Source organism: Dactylosporangium aurantiacum (genome assembly GCF_000716715.1).
In the GTDB taxonomy this organism is placed as follows: Bacteria; Actinomycetota; Actinomycetes; order Mycobacteriales; family Micromonosporaceae; genus Dactylosporangium; species Dactylosporangium aurantiacum.
Genome location: NZ_JNYJ01000011.1, coordinates 11,718 through 36,609, shown reverse-complemented (window position 1 = coordinate 36,609; position 24,892 = coordinate 11,718). Strand labels below are relative to the sequence as shown.

Sequence of the window (24,892 nt, the reverse complement as noted above, 5' to 3'; positions counted from 1 at the left end):
TACGTCACTGCAGGGTACATACCCCACTCTGTGCGCCCGGCGTGTCGCGGATGCCTTCGTTGGGTACGGTCATCGTCGTGTTGGGACCAGGGGACGTGCTCGGCGACAGGTACCGCCTCGATGAGTTCGTCGCCAGCGGCGGCATGGGGCAGGTCTTCCGCGCCACCGACAAGACGCTCAACCGCACGGTCGCGGTGAAGGTGCTGCTGCCGGGCCTGACCAGCGACGCCGAGTTCGGCAGCCGGTTCCGGGCCGAGGCGCGGATCATGGCGTCCATCGGGCACCCGGGCGTGGTCGGCGTCTATGACTACGGCGAGAGCCCCGAGGGCACGATGTTCCTGGTCATGGCGTACGTCGAGGGCCGGCCCCTCGGCGAGCGGATCACCCGTGAGGGTGCGCTGCCGGTGGCCGACACGATGGCGATCGTGGCCCAGGCCGCCGACGCGCTGCACGCCGCGCACCGCAACGGGATCATCCACCGCGACGTGAAGCCCAACAATCTGCTGGTCAGCGACAACGGCGCGGTGACCCTCGTCGATTTCGGTGTGGCCCGCTCGTCCAACGTGACGTCCGTCACCAAGGTCAACGCTGTGATCGGCACCGCCCTGTACATGTCGCCCGAGCAGGCGTCCGGCAAGCCGATCTCGCCGGCGACCGACATCTACGCCCTCGGCGCGGTCGCGTACCACTGCCTGACGGGCGCCCCGCCGTTCACCGGCAGCTCGCCGCTGGAGATCGCGATCAAGCACCTGCAGGACGAGCCGCCGCCGCTGCCGGCCGAGCTGCCCGGCAGCGTCCGGGCGCTGGTCGAGCGGGCCATGGCCAAGGATCCGCAGGACCGCTTCCCGACGGCCGCCGCGCTCGCCGCCGCCGCGCGGGCCGCCCAGGACCCGACGTTGCAGGACGCGGCGGTGGCACCGGCGCTCGCGCCGCGACGCACCGCGACCGTCACGGCACCGAGGCCGGCGGTCGTCGTGCCCCCGGACGGCACCGGCCCCCGGCGGGACCGGCCGGCCTGGATCCCGGTCGCGGTCGGGGCCGCCCTGCTCGCGGTGGCCGGTGGCGTGGTGCTCGCGATCCTCGCGCTGACCGGCGACAACGACCGCAAGGAGCCGCCCGCCGGCGGGCCGGGCGTCTCGCCGACCGCCACCGTCGTCACGTCCGGCCCGGCACCGGGCGGCGGGGGCGCCACCCGTACGTCGGCGGCGCCCTCGACGAGCGCGCCGGCGTCCGCGTCGCCGAGCACCGCGGCGACCACGGCCGCGCCGCCGCCCGCGTCGAGCGAGCCGCCGCCGGTCGTGACGACCCCGCCGCCCGCGCCCACCACCGGTGGTGGCGGCGGCGGCACGACCCCGCCTGTCGACGCCTCGGTCCCGCCCGCGTAGCCGGTCGGGCACATCTCGCGACGGGGGTGAGGATTTGTCTCACCCTCGTGCAACCCTTTCGTGCCGGGGCTCCGTCTACCCCGCGACGAAGGGAGCCCGAGCGGGTGAACGAAGACGACGAGGCGCAGTTCCGGGAGTTCGTCGCCGCACGGTTCGACGGTCTGCGCTCGCTCGCCTACCTGACGTGCGGGGACTGGCACACGGCCGAGGACGCCGTGGCCTCGTCCCTGGCGAAGCTCTACGTGCACTGGCACCGCGTCGACACGCCCCTGGCCTACGTGCGGCGGGCGGTCGTGCACGCGCTGGTCGACGAGAGCCGCCGGCCGTGGCGGCGCAGGGAGCGGTCGGCGGGCTACAGCCTGCCCGAGCTGCCCGGCCCCGACCACGCCGACCAGGTGGACGAGCGGATCCGGATCCGTGCCGCACTCGCCCGGATGGCCCCCGGCCAGCGCGCCGTGCTGGTCCTGCGGTACTACGAGGGGCTGAGCGTTGAGGAGACCGCCGAGGTGCTCGGCCGGCAGCCGGGCACCGTCAAGAGCCAGACCGCCCGCGGGCTCACCGCCCTCCGCGCGCTGCTCGGCGCGGAGCCGCGCGACGACGACGACCCGGGCGTCCCAGGCCTCGGATCCGGCCTCCCGGGGCTCGGTGCCGGGCCGGGCCGGCACGCACGGCCACAGACCGGTGCCCACGAGATGGCGGACAGGAGGGAAGGGCATGGAGCACGACCTGCACAGTCTGCTGGCGGCGGCCAGGGACGACGCGCCGCCACCGCGACTCAGCATTGACGACATCACCTCCGCCGGCCGCCGGCTCGCCCGCCGTCGCCGCCGCCGCACGCTGATCTCGTCCGTCGCGGGCGGGGTCGCCGCGGTCGTCGCCGGCGCGACCGCCGCGGTCGTGCTGCTCGCCCCGCCGGCCGGCACGCCGAGCGTCGGCCCGAACGGCAACCCCGGCGGCGTCGCCGGCGCGACCCCGTCCCCGGTGCGCAGCGGCGGCTTCGTCCCGGCCGGTGCCTTCGAGACGAACTTCTCCGGGTACACCTCCGGCCGGTACGTCGTCAGCGACCCCGACCTGGTCACCACCGGCTACCAGCAGGCCGACATCGACCTCGCCCAGGCCGCGCCGTCGGTGTCCGCCTCCCCGCGGCAGACGGTCGACGCCGCCCCGAGCGCCGCCCGCAGCACCCTGCCGGGTGCCCGCGGCGACATGGTGCCGCGCGAGGGCCGCCTCGTCGTGTACAACGCCGGCGCCTTCGACACCCGCGAGTTCATCAAGGCCGAGAAACTCCAGGTCGACGGCCGGACCGCCATGCTGCGCCTCGCCGGCGACCCGACCTCCCCGGCCACGCCCCTCGGCGGCAAGGACGGCTGCTGCCTGCCGGCGACCGTGCCGACCCTGGCGTGGCAGTACTTGCCCGACGCGTGGGCGGTCATCTACTGGTCGACGCCGCAGACCGCCCCGACCCGCGCCGAGCTCGTCGCCCTCGCCGAGGACATGCCCCCCGCCGAGCCCCGCGCCTTCCCGGCCGCGCTGCGCATGAGGGACATCCCGAAGGGGTACCGGCTGATCGCCGTCAGCACCCGCACGTCGTCCTACGACCGGACGAACCTGTCGGTGGTGCGGCTCGCCCAGAAGCCCCCGGGCCCGCCGTTCACCGGCCCGGCCGACCTCGACGCCCACCCGTCGATCGTGCTCAGCCTCGGCGTCTCCGACCCGGAGACGAGCGCGGTCATCGCCAAGGCGTCCTGCCGCCCGGGCACCACCGCGTGCGCCGTGCTGCTGCCCGACCGCCAGTACTTCCTGCAGGTGGAGAGCTTCGGCGACCGCGCGATGAGCCCGTCGGAGCTGCTCCAGCTGCTCAAGTCGATGACGACGGAGGACCCCGAGGACCCGTCGACCTGGCCCGCGGCGAAGGACAGCTTCACGACCTGAGTCGGACGGGAGGGGGCCCGGCACAGGGGTCCGGCACAGGGGTCCGGCACACCGGGGGTCCGGCGTCCGGAGGCTCACCTGGGGCGCCCGGCGCACTGACGGTCCGGCGCACCGCAGCGGACGGCAACTGCGGCGACCGCGTTGCCCTGCTGCCGAGCGGGCTCAGCGGCTCAGCGGGTTGAGCGGGCGGGCGCGCCCGACCGGCTCAGCGGGCGATTCGAGGGGGGAGCACCGCGGCGAGTGCCTCGCGGGCGGCGGGAACATTCCGGCGAGGACGACGGCGAACCGACGGCACGGACGAACCAGCCAACGCGGACGAACCAGCAGGCGCGGGCGAATCAACGGCGCGGGCGAACCAGCGGCGCGGGCGAACCAACGGCGCGGACGAACCAGCGGCGCGGACGAACCAGCGGCGCGGACGAACCAGCGGCGCGGGCGAACCAGCCGGCGCGGGCGAACCAGCCGGCGCGGGCGAACCAGCCGGCGCGGGCGAACCAGCCGGCGCGGACGAACCAGCGGGCGGCGGCACGGGGCACTGCACGGCGTCGCCGGCAGCGGACAAAAGCCGCGGGGCGCCTGCCGGGTGGCGGGCGCCCCGCGGGCGTGGGTCACTTGTGCCGGTTGTACATGCGGGGCGACTTGGCCTTGGCGCCCTTGCCGGCGGAGGACTTGCCGCCGCCGTGCTGCTGGACGCCCGGGGGCAGGGAACGGTTGGCCTGGGCGCGGCGGATCGCCTCGAGGGGGTTCCGCGGTGGCGCCTCGGTGTCGGGTCCGGCGTCCTCGGCCGCGGCGGTCCGGGTGGCCTCGGCGTTGTCGGGGTGGTTGTCTGCGGCAGCGGCAGGCATGGCGTCTCCTTCGCGGATGACGTGCGCGATCGGTGCGATGGGAACGGTGCGCGGCCGGCCGGCGCGCCGACTGCTCGGCGCCCGGCGGCTCGCGCGACCGGAGCTTTTTCCGCGGATGAGGTGCGGACGGGGGCCCCGCGGGAACGGGACATGGACAGGCGTCGGCCGCACGGTGCGAAGCGGGAGTCAGCGAGAACCCACAACGGGGGCCGCTGGCAGACCCCGGATCAGGGGTGCGGCGGCACGCGCGGCGTCAATGGGCTCAGGAACGCATGCGCCTACGGTAGCACGCCTCACAAGGGCCCGGTGAGGTACCGCTGCACCGTCGCCCCCACCTGGACGACGAGGGTCTCGGGGGTGGCGCCGGCGACCGGGGGCAGCCGCAGGATGTGGCGGCACAGGGCGAGGCCGAGCATCTGGGTGGCGACCAGGCCGGCCCGCAGCGCCGCCTCGGCGGGGTCGGCGCTGACCCGCACGGCGACCGGGGCGACCTGCTCGCGGAACACGCCGCGCAGCCGCTGGGCGGCGTCCTCGTCGGTGGCGGCGGAGCGCAGCAGGGTCAGCAGCGCGTCGTCGGTCGGGTCGCCCTCCCAGCGCCGGATGAAGTGTGCGACGAGGGTCTCGCCGAGCTGGTCGCGGGGGATGCCGTCGACGTCCGGCAGCCGCAGGTCGGCGTTGACGGCGGCGGCGAACAGCTGGGCCTTGTTGCCGTAGTACCGCATCACCATGGAGGGGTCGATGCCGGCGTCGGCGGCGATGGCGCGGATCGTGGCTCGCTGGTAGCCGTCGGCGGCGAACCTGGCCCGGGCGGCCCGCAGGATCCCGGCGCGGGTGGTGTCGGAGCGCCGCGCCGGCTGCGAATCGGTCATGCCCACAACCGTAGGCCAACGGCCGTTGACACTCCAGTCAACGCGTGTTGGCATAGACGGGTGTACGACGTCATCGTGGTCGGCGCGCGGCCGGCCGGCGCCGCCACCGCCGTGCTGCTGGCCCGGCGCGGGCTGAAGGTCCTCCTCGTCGACCGGGCCCGGTTCCCCAGCGACACCCTGTCGACGCATCAGGTGCAGCCGGCGGGGATCGACCGCCTGCGCCGCTGGGGGCTCCTCGACGGGCTGCTGGCCGCCGGCACCCCGGTCACCGAGCGGGTCCGCTTCGACGTCGGCGGCACCGTCCTGGCCGGCGGGTTCCCGCAGGGCGGCACCCTGTGCAGCCCCCGCCGGACCGTCCTGGACACGCTGCTGGTCGACGCCGCCCGGCAGGCCGGCGCCGAGGTCGTCGAGGGCTTCCACGTCGCCGGCCTGACCAGGGACGGCACGGGCCGGGTCGACGGCATCCGCGGCCGCGACGGCGGCGAGCACCACGCCCCCGTGGTCGTCGGCGCCGACGGCAAGCACTCCCTGGTCGCGAAGGAGGTCGCCGCGCCGGTGCTGCGTGCGGCGCCGGCGCGGACCGTGGCCAGCTACGCGTACTGGGAGGGCGTCGAGCTGCCCCAGGGCGAGCTGTACCACCGGCCGGGCCGGGCCGTCGCCGCGTTCCCCACCAACGACGGCCTCACGATGGTGTACGCGGCCGCCCCCGTCGAGGAGTTCGGCGCCTGGCGCACCGACGTGGAGGGGCACCTGCTGGCGGCCGTCGACGGCTGCGGCGACCTCGGCGCCCGGGTCCGCGCCGGGCGGCGGGCCGAGCGGCTGCGCACCACGATCGACCTGCCCAACGTGGTGCGCCGCGCGTACGGGCCCGGCTGGTTCCTGGCCGGTGACGCGGCGACCGTCATGGACCCGGTGACCGCGCAGGGCATCAGCAACGCCCTGGCGGACGCCGAGCTGCTCGCAGACACCATCGCGGAGGGGCGCGGCGGGGAGGCGTACCAGCGCGCCCGGGACGAGGCGAGGCTGCCGCTGTTCGAGCTGACCATCGGGCTGGCCCGGCTGCGGCCGCCGCGGGGCCTGGCCCGGCTGTTCCTGCGCGCGGCCGCCCGCCGGCGGGCGAGCACCGAGCAGTTCCTCGGCGTGTTCGCCGGCACCGTGCCGGTGCGGACCTTCCGCCGCCCGGGCAACGTGGCGCGGATCCTGCTGCAGCCCCCGGGCGGGTGAGCGGGTCAGCGCGCCCGCGGGTGGGCCGTCGCGTACACCTCGCGCAGCTTGTCCACGGTGACCAGGGTGTACACCTGGGTCGTGGTCACCGAGGCGTGCCCGAGCAGCTCCTGCACGACCCGGATGTCGGCGCCGCCGTCGAGCAGGTGGGTGGCGAACGAGTGCCGCAGCGTGTGCGGTGACACGCCGTGCGGCCCGTCGACGGGCAGCCCGGCCCGGGTGGCGGCCTTGCGCAGGATCGTCCACGCGCTCTGCCGCGACAGCGCGCCGCCGCGGGCGTTGAGGAACACCGTCGGCACGCCGGTGCCGTTGGCGACCAGGGTCGGGCGGGCGCGGACCAGGTAGGCGTCCAGCGCGGTGCGCGCGTAGCTGCCCATCGGCACCAGGCGGGTCCTGCCGCCCTTGCCGCGCAGCAGGACCATGCCGTGCGTGCCGGTGAGGTCGAGGTCGTCCACGGCGATGCCGACGGCCTCGGAGATGCGGGCGCCGGTGCCGTACAGGAACTCCAGCAGCGCCTGGTCGCGCAGCCCGAGCGGCCCGGCGTCGGCGGCGGTGGCGAGCAGCCGCGACACCTGGTCGACGTCGAGGGCCTTCGGCAGCCGCTTCGGCAGCGACGGCGGTTTCACGTCCCGCGACGGGTCGGTCGGGGCGAGCCCCTCCAGCAGCAGGAACCGGTGCAGGCCGCGCACGGCGCTCGCGGCCCGCGCCGCCGAGGACGCCGACAGCGCCGGGTGCTCCTCGTCGCCGGCCCGCAGCGCCGCGACGTGCCCGGCGATGTCACGCGCGCCGACGTCGGCGAGGTCGGTGAAGCCGCCCGCGGCGAGCCACTCGACGTAGCGGTCGAGGTCGCGCCGGTACGACGCCAGGGTGTTCTCGGCGAGGGCCCGCTCGACGGTGAGGTGGTCCAGGTACACGTCGACGGCCTTGCGCAGCACCGCGGCGCACGCGGCGACCGACGCGGCCGCGCCCGAAGGCATGCCGGCGGCCGCCGTGGCAGCGCCCGAAGGCACACCGGCGGCTGCCGGTGTGCCTTCGGGGGTGTCCGCCGGGTCGGGGTGCACCGTCGCTAGGCCAGCACGTCCGCCAGCGGCAGGTGGCTCATGCCGTGCGCGTCGGCGACCGGCCCGTAGGTCACGTGGCCGTCGTGGGTGTTCAGCCCGAGCGCGAGGGCCGGGTCGCGGCGCAGCGCGTCGCGCCAGCCCCGGTTCGCCAGCTCCAGCGCGTAGGGCAGGGTGACGTTGGTCAGCGCGTACGTGCTGGTGTGCGGCACCGCGCCGGGCATGTTCGCCACGCAGTAGAAGATCGAGTCGTGGACCTTGTAGGTCGGCTCGGCGTGCGTGGTGGGGCGGGAGTCCTCGAAGCAGCCGCCCTGGTCGATGGAGATGTCGACCAGGACGCTGCCGGGCTTCATCCGCTTCACCAGGTCGTTGGTGATGAGCTTCGGGGCCTTCGCGCCGGGCACGAGGACCGCGCCGATGACGAGGTCGGCGTCGAGCACGGCCCGCTCGATCTCGTAGCTGTTGGACGCGACGGTCTGCAGGTGCCCCTGGTAGATCGCGTCGGCGCCGCGCAGCCGGGAGATGTTCTTGTCCAGCAGCAGCACCTCGGCCTGCATGCCGAGCGCGATCGCGGCGGCGTTGAGGCCGGAGACGCCGGCGCCGATGACGACGACCTTCGCGGCGTAGACGCCGGAGACGCCGCCGAGCAGCACGCCGCGCCCGCCGCCGGCCCGCATCAGGTGGTACGCGCCGACCTGCGGGGCGAGCCGCCCGGCGACCTCCGACATGGGGGCGAGCAGCGGCAGGGACCGGTCGGCGAGCTCGACGGTCTCGTAGGCGATGCCGGTGACCTTGCGCTCGACGAGCGCGTCGGTGCACGCCTTCGACGCGGCCAGGTGCAGGTAGGTGAAGAGGACCTGCCCGGGGCGCATCCGGTCGTACTCCTCGGCGATCGGCTCCTTGACCTTCAGCACCAGGTCGCCGGCGGCCCAGGTGTCGTCGGCGGTCGGCAGGATCTGCGCGCCGGCCTCGCGGTACTCCTGGTCCGTGATCGAGGAGCCCTCGCCGGCGCCGGCCTCGACGAAGACCTCGTGCCCGTTCGCGGCGAGCTCGTGGACTCCGGCCGGGGTGATGGCGACCCGGTACTCGTGGTTCTTGACCTCGCGCGGAACTGCGACCTTCACGTTTCGTGACCCCTCTCCAGCGGCGACCGTGACGCTGCGTGTACCAGCGGCAGTCTATGGCCCCGCAACGGCCCGCGAAGGCTGCACAGTGTGAACTCCTCCGCCGGCGGATTGACACAGTGTCGCCTGCTGGCCGGCAACGGCCGCCCGGACGGCTGATCTATGCTGTGCGGCCATGACCGTCTACGGCGGGCCCCGCCCGACGCCGCCCGGTGCGCCGGCCGGCGCACCGCCTGGCGCACCGCGCGGTGCGTGGCCGCGCATCACGCAGGACCCGCTGCTGTTCGGCGCGTTCGCGTTCCTGGTGGTCGCGGTCATCGCCGGTCTCATCTTCGCCTTCCAGGGCGGCGGCGACGGCGAGGGCGGCCCGAGCCTCGCCGAGCAGCAGACCGCGGCGCCGGCCGGGCCGCCCCCGTCGCAGGCCGGGTCCAGCGCCCCGGCGCCGCCGCCGTCGAGCGCCGCGGCGTCGACGGCACCGCCGCAGGGGCTGCTGCCGGCGAAGCCGACGCTGCTGCGGGCCTCGCACTCGGGGCTGTGCCTGCAGGCCGCGGAGGGCAACGGCGGTGCCGCGACCCAGATGCCGTGCGACAACAACCCGACGCAGGTGTGGATGCCGCAGGCGGTGGCCGGCACCCAGGACGTGTACGCGTTCGTCAACACGAAGGACAACCGCTGCCTGGACGTCAACGGCGCGTCGAAGGACAACGGGGCCCAGGTCCTGCAGTGGGACTGCCACGGCGGGCCCAACCAGCAGTGGCGGCTGCAGCGCGACGGCGACGGGTTCCGGTTCGTCAGTCTCAACAGCGGCCGCTGCATCGGCGTCGACTCCGGCAGCCCCGCCCCGGGCGCGGCGGCCCGCCAGTGGGACTGCGACAACTCCGCGAACCAGCGCTGGCAGGTGCCGAAGTAGGGGTTCAGAGCGCGGCGATGTCGCGGGACTCCAGGATCCGTTTCGGCGCGCCCTCCCGGGCGACCCGCAGCATCGCCCGGCCGATCTGCTCGGTGCTGGTGGCGATGCCGGGCGCGAAGCGCACCAGCGGGCCGGTCACCGGGCGCAGCAGCGTGTACAGCACGCGGAACAGCCGGACCTTCGACACGGCGCCGTGCCGGGGTTGGATGAACCCGGGCCGGAACATGTAGGCCCGCAGGTCCATGCCGAGCAGCGCGTCCTCGGTGGCGCCCTTCACCTGGGCCCACCGGGCGCGGCGGGTGGTGCCGGTGCCGGCCCCGGACACGTAGACGAAGGTGCTGCCCGGTGACACGGCCCGCGCGGCGGCGAGGGTGTAGTCGACCGTGATGTGCCGGTACACCTCCGCCGACATGCCGACGGAGCTGACGCCGAGGCAGAAGAAGCAGGCGTCGTAGCCGGTGAGGCCGACGCCGGTGAAGTCGGTGAAGTCGGTGTGCGTGACCTCGCGCAGCTTCGGGTGCCGCTGCCCGGTCGGGGACCGCCCGACGACGAGGACCTCAGTGACGTCCCCGGCGAGCAGGCACTCGCGCAGCACACCCTTGCCGACCATGCCGGTGGCGCCGAAGACGATGACCTTCATTCCTTCATCATGCCCGCAGCACGGACAGAGTGGCGTTGTCGAGGGTCGTGTACAGGTCGGAGCCGGTGAAGCCGGGGCCGGTCTCCTCGCCGATGTAGACGTCGACGTGCTTCGAGCCGCCCAGGCCGGGGGTGAACTCGTCGACGACGGTCCAGGTCGGGGCCTTGAGCCGGGCGCAGACGGCGGCGGTCACCTCGGCGGTGCCGCACCGCAGGACGCTGAAGCGGGTGCCGGCGGGCAGCACGTCACCGTCGGCGGCGGCGGACACCCACGGCACGAGAGGGCGGCCGGCGGTGTCGCGCGGGGCGGTGTCCATCCAGTACCCGGTGTCGTAGGACCAGTTGAGGTACCGCCCGTCGGCGGTGCGTCCGGTCCCCTCGTCCTTGACGGCCTTGACGAACGACGCCGGGAACGTGCCGAGGTCACGCTGGTCGCGGCCCTTGCGGCAGTCGATCGTCGGGCAGCCGGTGACCTGCTGCGACGCGCCGCCGTGCAGGTCGGCGACGGCGGTGTAGTAGACGGTGACCTCCCAGCCGGTGGACGGCACGGGGCTGCGGCCCGCGGCCGGCGCCGGCACGTCGGAGATCCCGGGCAGGGCGCCGGTCTGCGGCGGGTGGCCCGGCGTCTCCTGCGCCCGCGCCGTCCCGCCGGGCGACGGCGCACCGGAGGTGCAGGCCGCGAGCAGGGTCACGACGAGCAGGAGGGCCGGGAGTCGTACCACATCCTGATCTTCTAATCCTGGGGGCGGCGGCGCTCCTGTTTGCGCAGCGCGGTGCGGCGCTTGTCGGTGAGCCGCCGCTCGATGGCACCTTTGGAGGGTTTCGTCCGTTTCCGCGGCCTGGGTGGCGGGGCGATCGCCTGCGCGATCACCGCGACCAGGCGCTCCTCGGCCGCGCGCCGGTTCTGCAGCTGCGAGCGGTGCTCCGACGCGACGATCGACAGCACCCCGTCGACGAGCCGGTTGGCCAGCCGCAGCAGCGCCCGCTCCTTGAGCGGCTCCGGCAGCGCCTGCGTCGCGGCCAGGTCGAAGCGCAGCTCGACGCGGGAGTCGGTGGTGTTCACCGACTGCCCGCCGGGCCCGCCGGAGCGGCTGAACCGCCACCCGAGCTCGGCGCGCGGCAGTGCAATGTCGTCGGTGACCCGCAAGTCGTCGTCCACGCCGTCAAGGATGCGGGTTCCGGTCTGCATCTTGCACTGCAGGGTGACTTCGGCGCGTGTTCCGCGGCGGGGCGGGGTACTCTCGGCACGTCGCAGCGGAGACGCAGCGGAAAGGTGACACCGTGGCCGAGGCCGTCGAGACGGCGCTGCTCGTCGAGGAGTTCGACGCTGAGCAGATCACCCCGGTGCGGCACGCCGTGAGCCGTGCCGCCGCGGCCGTCGGGCTGCTCGGCCAGCGCCTCGAGGACTACGTGCTGGCCGTCAACGAGATCGTCACCAACGCGGTGCGCCACGCCGGCGGGCGCGGCGCGGTGCGGCTGTGGACGTCCGGCGGCGAGCTGCTGTGCGAGGTCACCGACAAGGGCTCCGGCATCCCCGCGGAGCGGCTGGACGGCCGGACGCTGCCGCCGAGCCACGCGGTCAGCGGCCGCGGCCTGTGGCTGGCCCGGCACCTGGTCGACGAGGTCACGGTGCTGTCGACGCCCGCCGGCACAATTGTCACGCTGCGCAGCTCACTGGCGGGTTAGCATCCTGACGTGCTCCGCCCCTCCTACCCCATCCGGACCGCGCGCCTGGCGCTGCGCCCGTTCACCGAGGGCGACTTCGACGACCTGCACGCCCTCACCGGCGATCCCGACGTGGTGCGCTACCTCTACTGGGAGGTCCACGACGAGGAGATGACCCGGGCCTCGCTGAAGAACCGCATCGCCCAGGACGCGCTCACCGCCGAGGGGCAGTGGCTGGTCCTGGCGATGGACCTCGGCGGCCGGGTCATCGGCCAGGTCGTGCTGAAGTGGGAGAGCGCGCTGAGCCGCCAGGGCGAGCTCGGTTTCGTCCTGCACCCCGACTTCCAGGGCAGGGGCTACGCCCGGGAGGCGTCGGAGGCGATGCTGCGCCTGGGCTTCGACGAGCTCGGCCTGCACCGCATCTGCGGCAAGTGCGACACCCGCAACGTGCCCTCCTGGCAGCTGCTGTCCCGGCTCGGCATGCGCCGCGAGGCGCACTTCGTCGAGGACGAGCTGTTCAAGGGCGAGTTCGGCGACCAGTACGTCTACGCGATGCTCGACCGGGAGTGGCGGGCCCGTCAGACCTCGTCGACGTAGTACCACACCCCGTCGGCCTTCACGAACCGGCTGGTGTCGTGCATCACCCCGGGCTTGCCGTCGGCCTCGTAGCGGGCCTTGAACTCCACGGTGCCCTCGGTGTCGAACAGGCCGCCGCCGGTGCGCCCCAGGATGTGCAGGCCCTTCCAGTGCTGGCCGTCCTCGACCGTGAGCAGCCGCGGCCGGGTCTTGTCGTGCCAGGTGCGCAGCAGGAAGTCGCGGTCGCCGACCACGTACGCGCTGTACCGGGCACGCATCAGCAGCTCGGCGCTCGGCGGTGTCCCGGCGCCCCGGTGGAAGCGGCCGCAGCAGTCGTCGTAGGGCTCGCCGAGCCCGCACGGGCAGAGTGACATGTCACGTGACATGTCAGGATTGTCCACGATGCTGCTGGGGGCTCACGCCGCGGACACGCTTGAACGCCGCGCTGAGCGCGAAAGCACCCCCGTAGCCCACCCGCCGGGCCACCGCGCCGAGCGTCGCGCCGGGCTCCAGCAGCAGGTCGGCGGCGAGGGCGAGGCGCCAGCCGGTCAGGTACGCCATCGGCGGCTCCCCCACGACCTCGGCGAAGCGCCGCGCCAGCAGCGCCCGGGACACGCCGACCTTCGCGGCGAGGGTGGCGACCGTCCACGGGTGCGCCGGGTTGTGGTGCAGCAGCGCGAGGGCCGGGCCGACGACGGGGTCCGCCTGCGCCCGGTACCAGCCGGGGGCGCCCGCCTCGGGCCGGTCGAGCCAGCCGCGCAGCGCGGAGATGAGCATCAGGTCCAGCAGCCGGTCCAGGACCGCCTCCTGCCCGGCGCGGTCCTTGGCGATCTCCTGCGCCAGCAGCCCGACGAGGGGCCCCTCCTCGCGGACCACGAGCGCGTCGGGCAGCGCGGTGAGCAGGCGGCGGCCGACCTCGCCGGCCAGCTCGTAGGCGCCGGTGAGGACGAGCGTCGGGCCGTCGGGGTCGGTGCCCCAGGTGCGGACCCCGAGGTGCATCTCCGCGGCGAGGTCCCGGCCGTCGGGGGTGGTGCACCGCTGCCCCGGGTGGATGACGACCTGCGGCGGCGTGCCGGGCGGGTCGGCCACCGTGTAGTGCCCGGGCCCGCGCACCACCATCACGTCACCGGGCCCGATGGTGCGGGCGGCGCCGTGGTCGGGGACGTACGTGGCCTCGCCGCGCACCATCGCGACCAGTGCAAGGGGCGCCTCGTCGCGGATCCGCAGCGACCACGGCGGGGTGAGCACCGAGCGCAGCAGGAACGCCCCGCGGGCCCGCGGCCCGTCCAGCAGCGCCGTCAACGCGTCCACACCGTAGACGATGACACATGCATCGGCGATGCTCGGCCATGGCCCGTCTGCGCCGCGGGGGATTGACTGGTCGGCATGGAACAGTTGCGCAGCGCCGTCCTCGCCGCGGCGACCCTCTTCGTCGGCCTGTCCGCGGGCGTCTTCTTCGCCTACTCCACCTCGGTGATGCTCGCCCTGCGCCACGTCGAGGACCGCACGTTCGTCGACGTCATGCAGAAGATCAACACCGCGATCCTCAACGGCTGGTTCCTCACCGCGTACGTCGGTGCCCTGCTCGCCGCGCTCGCCGCGGTCCTGCTGCACCTCGGCGGCGCGCACCGGGCGATGCTGCCGTGGCTGGTCGCGGCGACCCTGCTCTACGCCGTGGTCTTCGTCGTCACCGCGGCGGTGAACGTGCCGCTGAACGACCAGCTCGACGCCGCCGGCCTGACCGACCCCACGGCGGCCCGGGCCGCGTTCGAGGCGTCGTGGAACCGGTGGAACACGGTCCGCACGGTCTCCTCGGCCGGTGCGCTGCTCACCCTCGCCGTCGCGCTGCTGCGGCACTGACGGGCGCCGGCCCGGGGACGCCCCCGGGCCGGGCCGCGGACGTCAGGTGGCGGAGGCGGCGGGGCGCAGCGTCTTCCAGCCCCGATCGCGGGCGTGCGCGGCGCCGAGCACCCCGACCAGGCAGGCCGCGTTGGTGATCTCGCCGCTGAGCGCCATGCCGACCGCCGCGTCGAGGTCGATCCAGTGCAGCTCCATCTCCGCCTCCTCGTGCGTACGGGCGTGCCGGTCGCCGTCGGGCACCGGCGCGATGTCCCGCGCGAGGAACAGGCGGATCTTCTCGTTGGAGCAGCCCGGCGACGGATGGACCTCCGTCAGCAGGTCCCAGGTGGCGGCGGTGAGGTCGACCTCCTCGGCGAGCTCCCGGGCGGCCGCGTCGACGAGCGGCTCGCCCTCAACGTCGACGAGCCCGGCGGGCAGCTCCCACAGCACCTGCCGCACCGCCGGGCGGTACTGCCGCACCAGCGCGACCCGCCCGTCGTCGTCGACGGCGACGACACCGACCGCGCCGACGTGCACCATGTAGTCCCGCTTGGCGGTGTCGCCGCCGGGCATGACGACGTCGTCGGTGAAGATCGCGAAGACCTTGTTGCGCAGCCGCTCGGTGTGCGACAACACCTCGTAGGTCGCGCGAGCGCTCACGCGTCCACCGTCTCGAGCTCGACGGGCAGCCGGTCGGCGGCGTTGTAGGCGACGGCCGCGCCGACGAACGCCGCGAACAGCGGGTGCGCCCGGGTCGGGCGGCTCTTGAGCTCCGGGTGCGCCTGGGTGGCGACGAAGAACGGGTGCCGCTCCCGGTCCAGCTCGACGAACTCGACCAGGCGCCCGTCCGGCGACGTGCCGGAGATCAGCAGGCCGGCACCGGTCATCGCGTCGCGGTAGGCGTTGTTCACCTCGTACCGGTGGCGGTGCCGCTCCGACACCTCGGGCGCGCCGTACGCCTCCGCGGTCAGCGTGCCGGGGGCGAGGACCGCCGGGTACGCGCCGAGCCGCATGGTGCCGCCGAGGTCGCCCTTGCCGGCGACGATGTCCTCCTGGTCGGCCATGGTGGAGATGACCGGGTCCGCGGCGTCGCCGTCGAACTCCAGCGAGTTGGCGCCGGCGATGCCGGCCACGTTGCGCAGCACCTCGATCGTCATGCACTGCAGGCCGAGGCACAGTCCGAGGGTCGGGATGCCGTGCTCGCGGGTGTACTGGGCGGCGCCGATCTTGCCTTCGATGCCGCGCACGCCGAAGCCGCCGGGGATGACGACGCCGTCGACGCCGGCGAGGGCCTGGGCGGCGCCGGCCGGGGTGGTGCAGGTGTCGCTGGGCACCCAGCGGATCTCGACCCGGGCGCGGTGCGCGAAACCGGCGGCGCGCACGGCCTCGGTGACCGACAGGTACGCGTCGGGCAGGTCGACGTACTTGCCGACGATCGCGACGGTGACCGTCTGCCGCGGGTGGTGGACCCGCTCCAGCAGGTCGTCCCACTTCTTCCAGGCCACGTCCCGGAACGACAGGCCGAGGCGGCGCACGACGTACGCGTCGAGGCCCTCCTCGTGCAGCACCCGCGGGATGTCGTAGATGCTCGGCGCGTCCGGGGCGGACACGACCGCCTCGGTGTCGACGTCGCAGTACAGGGCGAGTTTGTTCTTCGTCTTCTCCGGGATCTGCCGGTCGGAGCGGCACACCAGCGCGTCGGGCTGGATGCCGATGCTGCGCAGCGCGGCGACGGAGTGCTGGGTCGGCTTGGTCTTCAGCTCACCGCTCGGGGCGAGGTACGGCACCAGCGACACGTGCAGGAAGAAGCAGTTGTCGCGGCCGATGTCGTGGCGCACCTGGCGGATCGCCTCGAGGAACGGCAGCGACTCGATGTCGCCGACGGTGCCGCCGACCTCGGTGATGACGACGTCGGGGGCGACGCCGTCGGCGTCCGGCGCCGACATCGCCCGGATGCGGGCCTTGATCTCGTTGGTGACGTGCGGGATGACCTGCACGGTGTCGCCCAGGTACTCCCCGCGCCGCTCCTTGGCGATGACCGCCGAGTAGATCTGGCCGGTGGTGACGTTGGCGTTGCGGGACAGGTCCTGGTCGAGGAACCGCTCGTAGTGACCGATGTCGAGGTCGGTCTCGGCGCCGTCCTCGGTGACGAACACCTCGCCGTGCTGGAACGGGTTCATGGTGCCGGGGTCGACGTTGAGGTACGGGTCCAGCTTCTGCATGACGACCCGCAGACCGCGGGCGCTGAGCAGACTGCCGAGGCTGGAGCCGGTCAGACCCTTGCCGAGTGAGGAGGCGACGCCCCCGGTGACGAAGATGTGCTTAGCCTGCCGGCTCGCACCGGTCCGTGTCGAAGAGCGATCCACGGGAGTTCAGCCTAACAGCAGGTGAACGGCCCCGCTCCGGACACTCCGGCCGGTTCAGCCGGTGGGACGCTCAGCGGGTGCGGTCGTCGGCGTGGTCCAGCACGCGCAGGCACGCCAGGACCGTCAGCGGCGCGGCGGTGGCGAGGGCGGCGCCGAGGACGTTGAGCGACACCCCCTCCACGACCCCGGCGAGCAGGCTGGCCAGCACCAACCCGGCGAGGGCGCCACGCATCGGCGGGAACACCCCGAGCAGCCGGCGGACCCCGCCCCAGTCGCGCAGCAGCACGAACGTCACGTACAGCACGGTGCCGATCACCAGGATCGTCAACGGGCTGGTGACCGTTGTCACCACGTTCGCCTCGCCGATGCGCCGGGCGATGTACCCGGCGGTGCCGTCCTGCGTGCGCACGAGGAGCCGGCCGACGCTGCTGCGCTGGTCCTCGGGGCGGAACAGGTCGAGCACGCCGATGCCGGCGGTGACCGCGAGCGCCGCCGCGACCGCCCAGACGAACCGGGTGATCGTCAGCCAGCCGCCGACGGCCATCGCCGCGGCCGCGCACACCCCGGCGGTCAGCGCGACCGCGCCGGAGGCGTCGGCACCGAGGTACGGGCTGGCGATGACGACCATCCCGGCGGCGCCGACGACGGCCATGACGAACGGCCGCCACCGCCGCTCGAAGCGCTGCGCGAGGCTGGCACCGCCGAGCAGCACCCCGGTGACGAGCAGCCCGAGGCCGATGACGCCGACCCCGGCGTAGCGGCCGCCGGCCGCGGCGGAGTACCCGGCGACGCCGTTGAGCTGCAGCCGCGCGCCGGTGAGCACGTCGAGCGCGACGGCGAGCGCGCCGACGGCCGCGACCCCGCCGAGCGGCGCGTTGGCCCGGCTCCGCGACGACGTCCACGCGATGACGAGGGTCGCGGCGGCGAGCGCGGCGAGGGTCACCCCGGCGAACCCGAGCCCCGGCGACGACCACCGCCACCACGGCAGCAGGTCCGCGACGAGCGCCGCCGGCACCGCCAGCGACGCCGCGATGAGCAGCACCTCCGCGGCGCGCACGACGACGCGCGGCGCGGGCGGGTGCGCGACCGGGCCGGCGGGCCGCCGCGCCCACCGCAGCAGCGGCACCACCAGCAGGAACAGCGCCAGCTCGGCGACCACGAGCAGGGTGAAGAACGTCGAGCCGACCCGTTGCTGGACGCTGGCCTCCCGGTCGGCGTCGGCGAGGCGCTCGACGGCCTGCTCGACGGAGCCGGGCCGCCCGTCGCTCATGGTGGCGGCGCCGCCGGCGAAGAGCTTGCCGGGGATCGGCCGGTCCAGGGCGGCGAGGGCGGTCGGGGCGAGGTCGACGACCTGCACGTACCCGGGCCGCGACGTCGACGGCGAGGTGAGCCAGCCGCCGGTGTACCCGGGGCCCTGCGCGATCGCGACGTGCAGGCGGGTGCCGGCCTCCAGGTCGGACAGGCCGGCGAGCACGACGACGGCCCGTTGCGGCCGGTCGGCGATGACCTGGGCGAGCGCGGCGTCGGCGCGGCGGGCGTCACCGGCGCGGGTCGCGGCGTCGGTCCCGGTGATCTCGCCGAGGTCGACGAGGGTCAGCGCGCACGCCGACAGCAGGTTCTCGTCGACGGCGTCGGCGTACCGGTCGACCCGCCCGTACGGCCTGGCCGCGGCGACGGCGGCGCCCGGGCCGACGGCGGTGGTGCAGCGCACGCCCTCGGCGAGGGCCCCCGGCTGGGCGCCCCAGTGCAGCGCCCGGTTCTTCGCCACGACCCCGCCGTGGTCGGGCAGCGACGCGCCGGTCCTCGTCCCGTCCGGCGAGATCGACACCGCCAGCGGCGGGCACTGCGAGGTGACCGGGCCGGTCGTGAACGTCGCGTAGTTGCCGGCGCCGAGCGTGAGCCAGCCGTCGCCGGCGCAGGTGACCCGCCGCGCGGAGCGCACCGACAGCGCGCCGATCGCGCCGTCCTGCGCCAGCTGCCACATCGTCGGGGTGTCGGTCGGGTTGACGTCGTCCCAGCGCAGCCCGGCGACCCCGACGATGATGACGTAGTCGGCGGACGGCGCCACGGTGTCCGACGCGGGCCGCGGGATGAGCGCGAGCAGGGCGACCAGCCCGACCAGCAGGGAGAGCAGCGCCGGGGTGAGTCGGTGCAGCCGGTGCCGCATCAACGGTCCCCGCGGGGGTGGCGTGTCACGACCTTCCGGCAGCCTTCGGCAGCTGCGCGTACACCGCCTCGACCTGCTCCAGGGTGTCGCGCTCGGTCGGCCAGGTCGCCGCCCGGGCCAGCCCCCGCCGCCGCAGGTCCTGCAGCGCGGCCGGGTCGGCGAGCAGCGCCTCGACCGCGGCGGTGAACCCTTCCACGTCGTGCGGCTCCACCAGCCGCGCCGCGCCGCCGACGACCTCGGGGATCCCGCCGACGGCGGTCGCGACGAGCGGCACCCCGGCGGCGAGGGTCTCCTGCACGAACAGCGGCTGACCCTCCCACACGCTGGTGACGGCGACGACGTCGGCGGCGCCGAGCAGGTCGGCGATGTCGTCGCGGTAGCCGAGCAGGTGCACCGGCGCGTGCTCGGCGGAGATGCGCTGGGCGAGCGTCATGTACGACGGCCCGCTGCCGGCGATCGCCACGAACGGCTGCGGCTCGGTCCACTTCGCCGCGACCAGGGTCTCGAACCCCTTCTGCGGGTGCAGCCGGCCGACGGCCAGCACCAGCGGCCGGCCCGGCTCGACGCCGAGCTCGTCGCGGACCTCGTCGCGGCCGCGGGCGGCGGGCGGGCGCACCGGGGCGGGCACCAGCGCGAGCCGCACGTCCCGGCCGCCGAGCTCACGGACCCGCGCGACGAGGTCGCTGGACACGCCGAGGGTCACGTCGGCGGCGCGGGCGACCCGCCGCTCGAGCGGGTGGTAGAGCTTCGCCCGCAGGCCCTGCGCCAGGACGAGGTTGTGCCAGGTGACGACGAGCGGGGTGCCGGCGGGGCGGGCGAGCGCGGCGACGAACCCGGCGCGCAGCCCGTGCGCGTGCACGACGCCGTCGCCGTCGAGCCGGCGGCTGAGCGAGCGGCGCAGCGCCCGCACGGCGAGCAGGTCGCCGGGCTGGGGGCTGGCGGGGATCTCGACCGGCACGAACGTCGCGCCGCGGTCGCCGAAGCCGAACTGGGCGTCGGTCGCGGCCGGGCCGTGCACGCTGACCTCGTGGCCGTGCCGGGCCAGGCCCTCGGCGAGCATGGCGACGTGCCGGCCGACGCCGCCGGTGCTCGACGCCAGGACCAACGCGATGCGGGCGCCCACGCTCAGCCCCTCCTGTGTATGAGCCGCTGCAGGCTCCCCCGGTCCGTAGCGGCCACTCCGGCGAGGAACACCACCGCCACCGCGACCCCGCACAGCATGCCCTGTGCGGTCGCCCCGAGGACATCTGGGGTCCCGCCGCCCCACACCAGATCCTTGAGTGCCGATGCGACGGCCGCCGCCAGGACCGCCGACCCGACGGCGGCGGCGGTGGTACGGCCGGCGCCCGCGACCGCCGCGGCGCCGGCGGCCCGGCGGACGGCCACCAGCAGCGCCGCCGCGAGCACGAGCATGCCCACGGAGTTGGCCGCCGCGAGCGCCGCGACCCGCCGCTGCAGGGGCAGGGCGGCGGCGAGGGGCACGGCGGTGGCCGCGACGACCGCCCAGCCGAGCGCGGTCGCCCGGGCCGCCCGGTACGCGTCGCGGTGCGCGTACAGGGCCCGGGACAGCAGCGCGAACAGCCCGTAGCCGAGCAGCCCCGGGGCGAACCAGGCGATCCCGCCGGCGAGCTGCCCGATGTCATGCGGTTTGGAGGACGCCCCGGCGAGGATCACCGCGACCGGCTCGGCGAGCACCACGAGCGCGGCCGCGCCGAGGCAGGTCAGCACCACCACGGTGCGCACCGCGGGGGCGAGCACGCCGGCGAAGCCGGCCCGGTCGCCGGCCGCGCCCGCCTCCGCCAGCCCCGGGTACGCGGTCGTGGCGACCGGCACGGCGAGCACCGCCCACGGCAGCAGGAAGATCGTCTGGGCGAGGCTGTACACGAAGATGGCGCCCTCCCCCGCGTAGCCGCTCAGCGCGACCGCGAGGCCGAACACCAGCTGCTGCCCGCCGACCGTGACGACGCCCGCGACGACGAGCGGCCGCAGCGTGCGCACCTCGCCCACGTCGAACCGCAGCCCCGGGCGGATCCGCAGGTCGAGCCGGCGCAGCGGGATGAGCAGGCTCAGCGTCAGCACCGCCACCGCCAGGGTGGTGCCGCCGGACAGCAGCCACAGCTCGGCGTCGCCCACCCGGCCGAGGTCCGCGCCGCGCCCGGCGAGGGCGCCGAACGTCACGTACACCGTCATCACCGTCACGCTCGACAGCAGCGGCGCGATCACCGGCCAGGCGAAGCGCCGGTACGACTGCAGTGTGCCGGTGAGCACGATGCCGATGCCGTACAGCGGCAGCTGCGGCGCGAACACCCGCAGCATGTCCGCGCCCGCGTCGACGGCCGCGGCGGGCTGGTTGCGCATCAGCAGCGCGACGAGCGGTCGGGCGAGCAGCGCCATGAGCACCGCCAAGGGCACGAGCAGCACGAACACCCAGCCGAGCAGCGCCGACACGGTCTTGGCGACGGCGTGGCGGTCCTGCCGGGCGACGGCCCCGGCCAGCAGCGGCACCACGAGACTGGCGAGGGCCCCGCCGGCGACGAGCTCGAAGATGATGTTCGGGATGACGTTGGCCGCGGTGTACGCGTTGCCGAGGTACGTCGGCCCGACGGACCAGTTGAACACCAGAATGCGCGCAAATCCGGCAATCCGGCTCAGCATGGTGAGCGCCGCGACCACCGCCGCGGCCCCGAGCAGCCGCTTACCCGTCACCCGTCGCGACGCGGTCTCGGCGACGGCTTCGGCCGCACCCCGGCGTCCGCCTGCTCCTCGGCCGGCCGGCGCCGGGCCTCGGCTTCCGCTGCCTGAACTTCCGCTGCCTGAACTTCCGCGGCCTGAACTTCCGCGGCCTGGACTTCCGCGGCCTGGACTTCCGCGGCCTCGGCTTCCGCGGTGGTGCCGGTTTCGGTGGGTGCGGTCGCGTCCGCGGATGTCCGGGTAGCGGGTGGTGCGGCCATCACCGGTGGTGCGATGGGTCGCAGCCGGCCGAGCCGGTCGATCGCCCGCAGCGCCGGGGTCCGCTCGATGACCTGGGTGAAGCTGACCTTCTCGCTCGCCGCGGTCAGCGCGACGAGCCCGGCGAGCGCGGCGAGCCGCCCGAACGTGCCGGTCCTGGCCACGTACGCCGTGCCGAGCACCGCCCCGAGCGCGTTCGCCCCGGCGTCGCCGAGCATGATCTCCTCACCGAGGTCCGCCGCGAGCAGCGCCCCGGCCGCGCCGAGAGCGCCCGCGGCGGCGCCGCCACCCTTGCCCGCGGCGAGCGGCGTCCCGGCGATGATCCCGGCCTTGATCGCCCGCCCGGGGCGCAGGTCGAGCAGGTTGAACAGGTTCGCCGCCCCGGCGATGACCCCGGCCCCGAGCAGCACGTCGACCTTGCGCCGCCCCGGCAGCAGCGCCGCCGCCGCGACGAGACCCGCCGCGCCGACCCCGGCGATCTTGACCAGGCCGCTGGTGACCCGCCCTTCCTTCAGCGCACCGAGGTGCCCGCGGAACCCTTTCGCCGCGTGCTCGGGCCGCCCGCCGACCAGGTCGTCGTAGAGGCCGACGGCCCCGGCGCCGAGCCCGGCGACCGCCACGGCTCCCATGACCCGCGGCCCCCGCCCGCTGCGGTCCACCGCGCGGATCCCACGCCCGGCCGTGCTCCGCCCCGTCGCGGCCCGGCCCGTCGCTGCCCTGCCCGTCGCGGCCCGCCCTGCCGCTGCCCGGCCTGCCGCACTCCGGCCCGTCGCGGCCCGGCCGGCCACGGCGCGTCCGGCCCGGCCGAGGTCCGCCGCGCCAGGTGCGGGCCTGTCCCAGTGGCCGGTCGCCGCGTGGCCGGCGCCGTGGCGCCCGACCTGGTCACGGCGCGCCGTTTCGAGCGGCGCCGCGCCGCCGGCCGCCGCCGCGCGCTTCGCTGCGGCGCGGCGGTCACGCCCGGCGCCGGTCTTGGACGACCTGCCGGCGGCGCCGAGGAACGCGCCCGCGGCGGCGCCGGCGGCGAGGGCGGGGCCGCCGGCGAGGGAGACGGTGCGGCCGCGGAAGTTGGTGCGGTCCAGGGCCGGCAGGCCGCGCAGCTCACGCAGCACGGCCCGGGCGGTGGCCGCCCCCGCGGCGGCGGCGAGCAGCTTACGAACCACTGGTCACGCTCGCGGTCTTGGGCAGCAGGCTGGTGGCGCCGTTGCCGATGCCGTAGTGGCCGGTCTTGCCGCCGAGCCGTTCGACGAGGGCCATGACGGCGGCGACCTGGCCGTACGCGGTGAAGGCGTTGTCGACGGTGGACACGTCCTTGGCGATGGAGGCGTCGTCGCGGACCGAGGACACGAGGCCGTTGGCGGACAGGCCGGCCACGACGACGTCACCGGCGAGCGCGACGTCGAGGCGGCTCACCACGGTCAGCGCGGCGGCGTTGCGCTCCTTGGCGTCCTTGCCGGTGGCGGGCGCGCCGGCGACGACGATGACCACGTCGGCGGGGGTCTTCAGGTCGCCGTCGAGGCCGATGTACCCGCCGGACTGGTACGCCGACAGCACCGCGCGGGCCCCGTCGACCTGCGGGGTGCCGGGCTTGTCGGCGACGAGGACCGCGGCGAGCAGGGCGGCGGAGGTCTCCTGGCCCTTGCCGTTGTTGGGCAGGGCGCCGCTGATCGCCGGCGGCGCCGAGGACTCGGCGAGGTCCAGCAGCGTGTTGTCGCTGGCGGCGGCGGTGAACTTCTCCTTGACCGTGACGGTGCCGGTGAGCTTGGCGCCGGCGGTCTGCAGCATGGCGGCGATGCCGTCGGCGGCCGTGTCGACGTCCTTGTCACTGCCGTCGATCTTCACCAGCAGGGCGGTGCGGCCGGCGAGCTTGCCGTTGAGCAGCATCGGGGCGACCTCGGTGGCGAAGTCCGAGTTCTTCTTCAGCTCCGCCCGCGACTGGTCCAGGTCGTCGCGCAGCTGCTCCTTCTCGTCAGTGATCTTGTTGACCTGGTTGTTGAGGTCGTCGGCCAGCGGCCCGTTCGCCGCCGCGGTCCCGACGACGAGGCCGATGGCCAGTGCCAGGAAGACGGCGGCCAGCGACACCACGTGGTACCGGAAGTTGATCACAGGAAACGGTCCCGTCCAGGAGAAGCAGCGCCGGACACCAGCGCCAGGAGAACAGCGCTAGGAGAACAGCGTGAAGATCAGGTTGTCCCACCACTCGGCGATGACGCTCAGGTAGGCCCGGCCGATCGTGGTCACGGCCAGGGCCGCGGCCATCGCGGCGATCGCCGAGGCCAGCAGCAGCACCAGCGACGAGCCCGACAGGCTCTGCCGGTAGAGCCGGCTGACGCCCTTCGCGTCGACCAGTTTGCCACCCAGCTTGAGCCGGGTGAGGAAGGTGGAGGCCATGCCGCCGCGACCCTTGTCGAGGAACTCGATCAGGGTGTTGTGGGTGCCGACCGCCACCAGCAGTGACGCGCCCTTCTCGTCGGCGAGCAGCATCGCGATGTCCTCGCTGGTCGCGGCCGCCGGGAAGGTGATCGCCTCGACACCGAGCCGCTGCACGCGGGCCAGCCCCGGCGCCCGCCCGTCCGGGTAGGCGTGCACGACCACCTCGGCGCCGCAGCGCAGCACGTCGTCGGAGACCGAGTCCATGTCACCGATGATCATGTCCGGGGTGTAGCCGGCCTCGACGAGCGCGTCGGCGCCGCCGTCGACCCCGATGAGCACGGGCTTGTACTCGCGGATGTAGGGCCGCAGCACGTCGATGTCGGCCTTGTAGTCATAGCCGCGGACCACGATCAGGCAGTGCCGCCCGGCGATCTCGGTCTGGATCTCGGGCACGCCGACGCCGTCGAGCAGCAGCGCGCGCTCCTGCTTCAGATACTCCATCGTGTTGGCGGCGAACGCCTCCAGCTGCACCGACAGGCCCTCGCGGGCGTCGGCCATCGACAGCGCGACCGTCTCGGCGTCCTGCCGCTGCCCCTTGGCGACCGCGTCGTCACCGACATAGACGGTGTCGCCCTCGACGCGCACCGTGTCACCCTCGCGCAGCCGCTCGAACAGCTCCTCGCCGAGGTCGTCGACGAGCGGGATACCCGCCTTGATCAGGCCTTCCGGCCCCAGGTTGGGGTAGCGACCCGACACCGACGGCTTCGCGTTGAGCACCGCCGCGACCCCGGCCGCGACGAGCGAGTCGGCCGCCACACGGTCGAGGTCGACGTGGTCGATGACCGCGATCTCGCCCGGACGCAGCCGCCCCACCAAGCGTTTGGTCCGCCGATCCAGCCGCACGACGCCACCGATGACACCCGGCTCGGCGGGCCGGGTGCGGCGCAAGGTTGGAAGTCGCATCTCAACCATCC

General features: G+C 74.8%; 24 protein-coding genes and 1 pseudogene. 8 read left to right on the top strand and 17 right to left on the bottom strand.

Annotated elements, in window-relative coordinates; genetic code table 11:
* Positions 1-77 precede the first annotated feature (77 nt).
* The 3 genes from OP18_RS14715 (at position 78) to OP18_RS14705 (ending at position 3,317) form a co-directional block, all read left to right on the top strand.
* Entirely contained in the window at positions 78-1,385 is a 1,308-nt protein-coding gene (locus OP18_RS14715; RefSeq protein WP_245635383.1) for a serine/threonine-protein kinase, read from the top strand.
* A gap of 104 nt (positions 1,386-1,489) precedes the next feature.
* Positions 1,490-2,170, top strand: coding sequence for a SigE family RNA polymerase sigma factor (locus OP18_RS14710; protein WP_063745511.1), 681 nt, complete (start codon positions 1,490-1,492; stop codon positions 2,168-2,170).
* A complete protein-coding gene (locus OP18_RS14705; RefSeq protein WP_033359450.1) occupies positions 2,100-3,317 on the top strand; it encodes a hypothetical protein in 1,218 nt (405 codons plus the stop codon). The genes OP18_RS14710 and OP18_RS14705 overlap by 71 nt, the downstream gene beginning before the upstream one ends.
* 608 nt (positions 3,318-3,925) lie before the next feature.
* Here the strand turns inward: OP18_RS14705 and OP18_RS57140 are convergent.
* Both OP18_RS57140 and OP18_RS14690 read right to left on the bottom strand, forming a co-directional pair.
* Positions 3,926-4,162, bottom strand: coding sequence for a hypothetical protein (locus OP18_RS57140; protein ID WP_033359448.1), 237 nt, complete (start codon positions 4,160-4,162; stop codon positions 3,926-3,928).
* Between the two features lie 293 nt (positions 4,163-4,455).
* Entirely contained in the window at positions 4,456-5,031 is a 576-nt protein-coding gene (locus OP18_RS14690; RefSeq protein WP_033359447.1) for a TetR/AcrR family transcriptional regulator, read from the bottom strand.
* 60 nt (positions 5,032-5,091) lie between these two features.
* Between OP18_RS14690 and OP18_RS14685 the strand changes: the two genes are divergently transcribed.
* Positions 5,092-6,255, top strand: coding sequence for an NAD(P)/FAD-dependent oxidoreductase (locus tag OP18_RS14685; protein WP_033359446.1), 1,164 nt, complete (start codon positions 5,092-5,094; stop codon positions 6,253-6,255).
* A gap of 5 nt (positions 6,256-6,260) precedes the next feature.
* Here OP18_RS14685 and OP18_RS14680 read toward each other — a convergent pair whose 3' ends face one another.
* A complete protein-coding gene (locus OP18_RS14680) occupies positions 6,261-7,232 on the bottom strand; it encodes a site-specific tyrosine recombinase XerD (protein ID WP_052386730.1) in 972 nt (323 codons plus the stop codon).
* An 89-nt stretch (positions 7,233-7,321) separates the two neighbouring features.
* Positions 7,322-8,437, bottom strand: coding sequence for an alanine dehydrogenase (gene ald / locus OP18_RS14675; RefSeq protein WP_033359445.1), 1,116 nt, complete (start codon positions 8,435-8,437; stop codon positions 7,322-7,324).
* A 175-nt stretch (positions 8,438-8,612) separates the two neighbouring features.
* On the opposite strand from ald, the gene OP18_RS14670 reads away from it, so the two are divergent.
* Positions 8,613-9,347, top strand: coding sequence for an RICIN domain-containing protein (locus tag OP18_RS14670; protein WP_033359444.1), 735 nt, complete (start codon positions 8,613-8,615; stop codon positions 9,345-9,347).
* Between the two features lie 4 nt (positions 9,348-9,351).
* On the opposite strand, the gene OP18_RS14665 is transcribed toward OP18_RS14670, so the two are convergent.
* From OP18_RS14665 to arfB, 3 genes are read right to left on the bottom strand one after another with little or no spacing between them, the layout of a single operon-like run.
* Positions 9,352-9,987, bottom strand: a complete 636-nt coding sequence (locus OP18_RS14665) for an NAD-dependent epimerase/dehydratase family protein (protein ID WP_033359443.1) — start codon at positions 9,985-9,987, stop codon at positions 9,352-9,354.
* A gap of 7 nt (positions 9,988-9,994) precedes the next feature.
* The gene (locus tag OP18_RS14660; RefSeq protein ID WP_211273550.1) at positions 9,995-10,708 is read right to left on the bottom strand and encodes an RlpA-like double-psi beta-barrel domain-containing protein; all 714 of its coding nucleotides are present in this window, start codon (positions 10,706-10,708) and stop codon (positions 9,995-9,997) included.
* Positions 10,709-10,719: 11 nt separating this feature from the next.
* Positions 10,720-11,145 carry an alternative ribosome rescue aminoacyl-tRNA hydrolase ArfB gene (gene arfB / locus OP18_RS14655; protein ID WP_033359442.1) on the bottom strand — a complete coding sequence of 142 codons (426 nt, stop codon included), beginning with the start codon at positions 11,143-11,145 and terminating at the stop codon, positions 10,720-10,722.
* Between the two features lie 122 nt (positions 11,146-11,267).
* Between arfB and OP18_RS14650 the strand changes: the two genes are divergently transcribed.
* Complete coding sequence (locus tag OP18_RS14650; RefSeq protein ID WP_033359441.1) at positions 11,268-11,672, top strand: ATP-binding protein; 405 nt, start codon at positions 11,268-11,270, stop codon at positions 11,670-11,672.
* 9 nt (positions 11,673-11,681) lie between these two features.
* Positions 11,682-12,248, top strand: coding sequence for a GNAT family N-acetyltransferase (locus OP18_RS14645; RefSeq protein WP_033359440.1), 567 nt, complete (start codon positions 11,682-11,684; stop codon positions 12,246-12,248).
* On the opposite strand, the gene OP18_RS14640 is transcribed toward OP18_RS14645, so the two are convergent.
* Positions 12,230-12,613 (bottom strand): YchJ family protein, encoded by a 384-nt coding sequence (locus tag OP18_RS14640; RefSeq protein WP_033359439.1) that lies wholly within the window; start codon positions 12,611-12,613, stop codon positions 12,230-12,232. The two genes, OP18_RS14645 and OP18_RS14640, sit on opposite strands and share 19 nt — an antisense overlap.
* Before the next feature lies 1 nt (position 12,614).
* Positions 12,615-13,538, bottom strand: coding sequence for an AraC family transcriptional regulator (locus OP18_RS14635; RefSeq protein ID WP_033359438.1), 924 nt, complete (start codon positions 13,536-13,538; stop codon positions 12,615-12,617).
* 75 nt (positions 13,539-13,613) lie between these two features.
* Here OP18_RS14635 and OP18_RS14630 point away from each other — a divergent pair, with 75 nt between their 5' ends.
* Positions 13,614-14,087, top strand: coding sequence for an anthrone oxygenase family protein (locus OP18_RS14630; RefSeq protein ID WP_033359437.1), 474 nt, complete (start codon positions 13,614-13,616; stop codon positions 14,085-14,087).
* A 42-nt stretch (positions 14,088-14,129) separates the two neighbouring features.
* Here OP18_RS14630 and OP18_RS14625 read toward each other — a convergent pair whose 3' ends face one another.
* The 8 genes and pseudogenes from OP18_RS14625 to steA form a co-directional block, all read right to left on the bottom strand.
* A complete protein-coding gene (locus OP18_RS14625; RefSeq protein ID WP_033359436.1) occupies positions 14,130-14,726 on the bottom strand; it encodes an NUDIX domain-containing protein in 597 nt (198 codons plus the stop codon).
* On the bottom strand, positions 14,723-16,432 hold the full coding sequence (locus OP18_RS14620) for a CTP synthase (RefSeq protein ID WP_052386729.1): 1,710 nt from the start codon (positions 16,430-16,432) through the stop codon (positions 14,723-14,725). Before OP18_RS14620 ends, OP18_RS14625 begins: the two co-directional genes overlap by 4 nt.
* Before the next feature lie 70 nt (positions 16,433-16,502).
* Positions 16,503-18,599 (bottom strand): hypothetical protein, encoded by a 2,097-nt coding sequence (locus tag OP18_RS14615; RefSeq protein WP_052386728.1) that lies wholly within the window; start codon positions 18,597-18,599, stop codon positions 16,503-16,505.
* Between the two features lie 25 nt (positions 18,600-18,624).
* On the bottom strand, positions 18,625-19,659 hold the full coding sequence (locus OP18_RS14610; RefSeq protein ID WP_156089546.1) for a glycosyltransferase family 4 protein: 1,035 nt from the start codon (positions 19,657-19,659) through the stop codon (positions 18,625-18,627).
* A 65-nt stretch (positions 19,660-19,724) separates the two neighbouring features.
* Complete coding sequence (murJ, locus tag OP18_RS14605; RefSeq protein WP_033359435.1) at positions 19,725-21,305, bottom strand: murein biosynthesis integral membrane protein MurJ; 1,581 nt, start codon at positions 21,303-21,305, stop codon at positions 19,725-19,727.
* Between the two features lie 269 nt (positions 21,306-21,574).
* A pseudogene (locus OP18_RS14600) lies at positions 21,575-22,336 on the bottom strand (hypothetical protein); the annotation flags it as partial.
* Between the two features lie 361 nt (positions 22,337-22,697).
* Positions 22,698-23,651 (bottom strand): copper transporter, encoded by a 954-nt coding sequence (locus OP18_RS14595; protein WP_033359434.1) that lies wholly within the window; start codon positions 23,649-23,651, stop codon positions 22,698-22,700.
* Between the two features lie 57 nt (positions 23,652-23,708).
* Positions 23,709-24,881 carry a putative cytokinetic ring protein SteA gene (gene steA, locus OP18_RS14590; RefSeq protein WP_033359433.1) on the bottom strand — a complete coding sequence of 391 codons (1,173 nt, stop codon included), beginning with the start codon at positions 24,879-24,881 and terminating at the stop codon, positions 23,709-23,711.
* Between the last annotated feature and the right edge of the window lie 11 nt (positions 24,882-24,892).

What these genes read in the sequence shown, in the direction of transcription:
- OP18_RS14690 (WP_033359447.1), bottom strand. Translation starts at nt 5,031, where the DNA reads ATGACCGATTCGCAGCCGGCGCGGCGCTCCGACACCACCCGCGCCGGG.
- OP18_RS14665 (WP_033359443.1), bottom strand. Translation starts at nt 9,987, where the DNA reads ATGAAGGTCATCGTCTTCGGCGCCACCGGCATGGTCGGCAAGGGTGTG.
- OP18_RS14615 (WP_052386728.1), bottom strand. Translation starts at nt 18,599, where the DNA reads ATGCGGCACCGGCTGCACCGACTCACCCCGGCGCTGCTCTCCCTGCTG.
- OP18_RS14630 (WP_033359437.1), top strand. Translation starts at nt 13,614, where the DNA reads ATGGAACAGTTGCGCAGCGCCGTCCTCGCCGCGGCGACCCTCTTCGTC.
- OP18_RS14610 (WP_156089546.1), bottom strand. Translation starts at nt 19,659, where the DNA reads ATGCTCGCCGAGGGCCTGGCCCGGCACGGCCACGAGGTCAGCGTGCAC.
- OP18_RS14640 (WP_033359439.1), bottom strand. Translation starts at nt 12,613, where the DNA reads ATGTCACGTGACATGTCACTCTGCCCGTGCGGGCTCGGCGAGCCCTAC.
- OP18_RS14680 (WP_052386730.1), bottom strand. Translation starts at nt 7,232, where the DNA reads ATGCCTTCGGGCGCGGCCGCGTCGGTCGCCGCGTGCGCCGCGGTGCTG.
- OP18_RS14705 (WP_033359450.1), top strand. Translation starts at nt 2,100, where the DNA reads ATGGAGCACGACCTGCACAGTCTGCTGGCGGCGGCCAGGGACGACGCG.
- OP18_RS57140 (WP_033359448.1), bottom strand. Translation starts at nt 4,162, where the DNA reads ATGCCTGCCGCTGCCGCAGACAACCACCCCGACAACGCCGAGGCCACC.
- OP18_RS14670 (WP_033359444.1), top strand. Translation starts at nt 8,613, where the DNA reads ATGACCGTCTACGGCGGGCCCCGCCCGACGCCGCCCGGTGCGCCGGCC.
- steA (WP_033359433.1), bottom strand. Translation starts at nt 24,881, where the DNA reads ATGCGACTTCCAACCTTGCGCCGCACCCGGCCCGCCGAGCCGGGTGTC.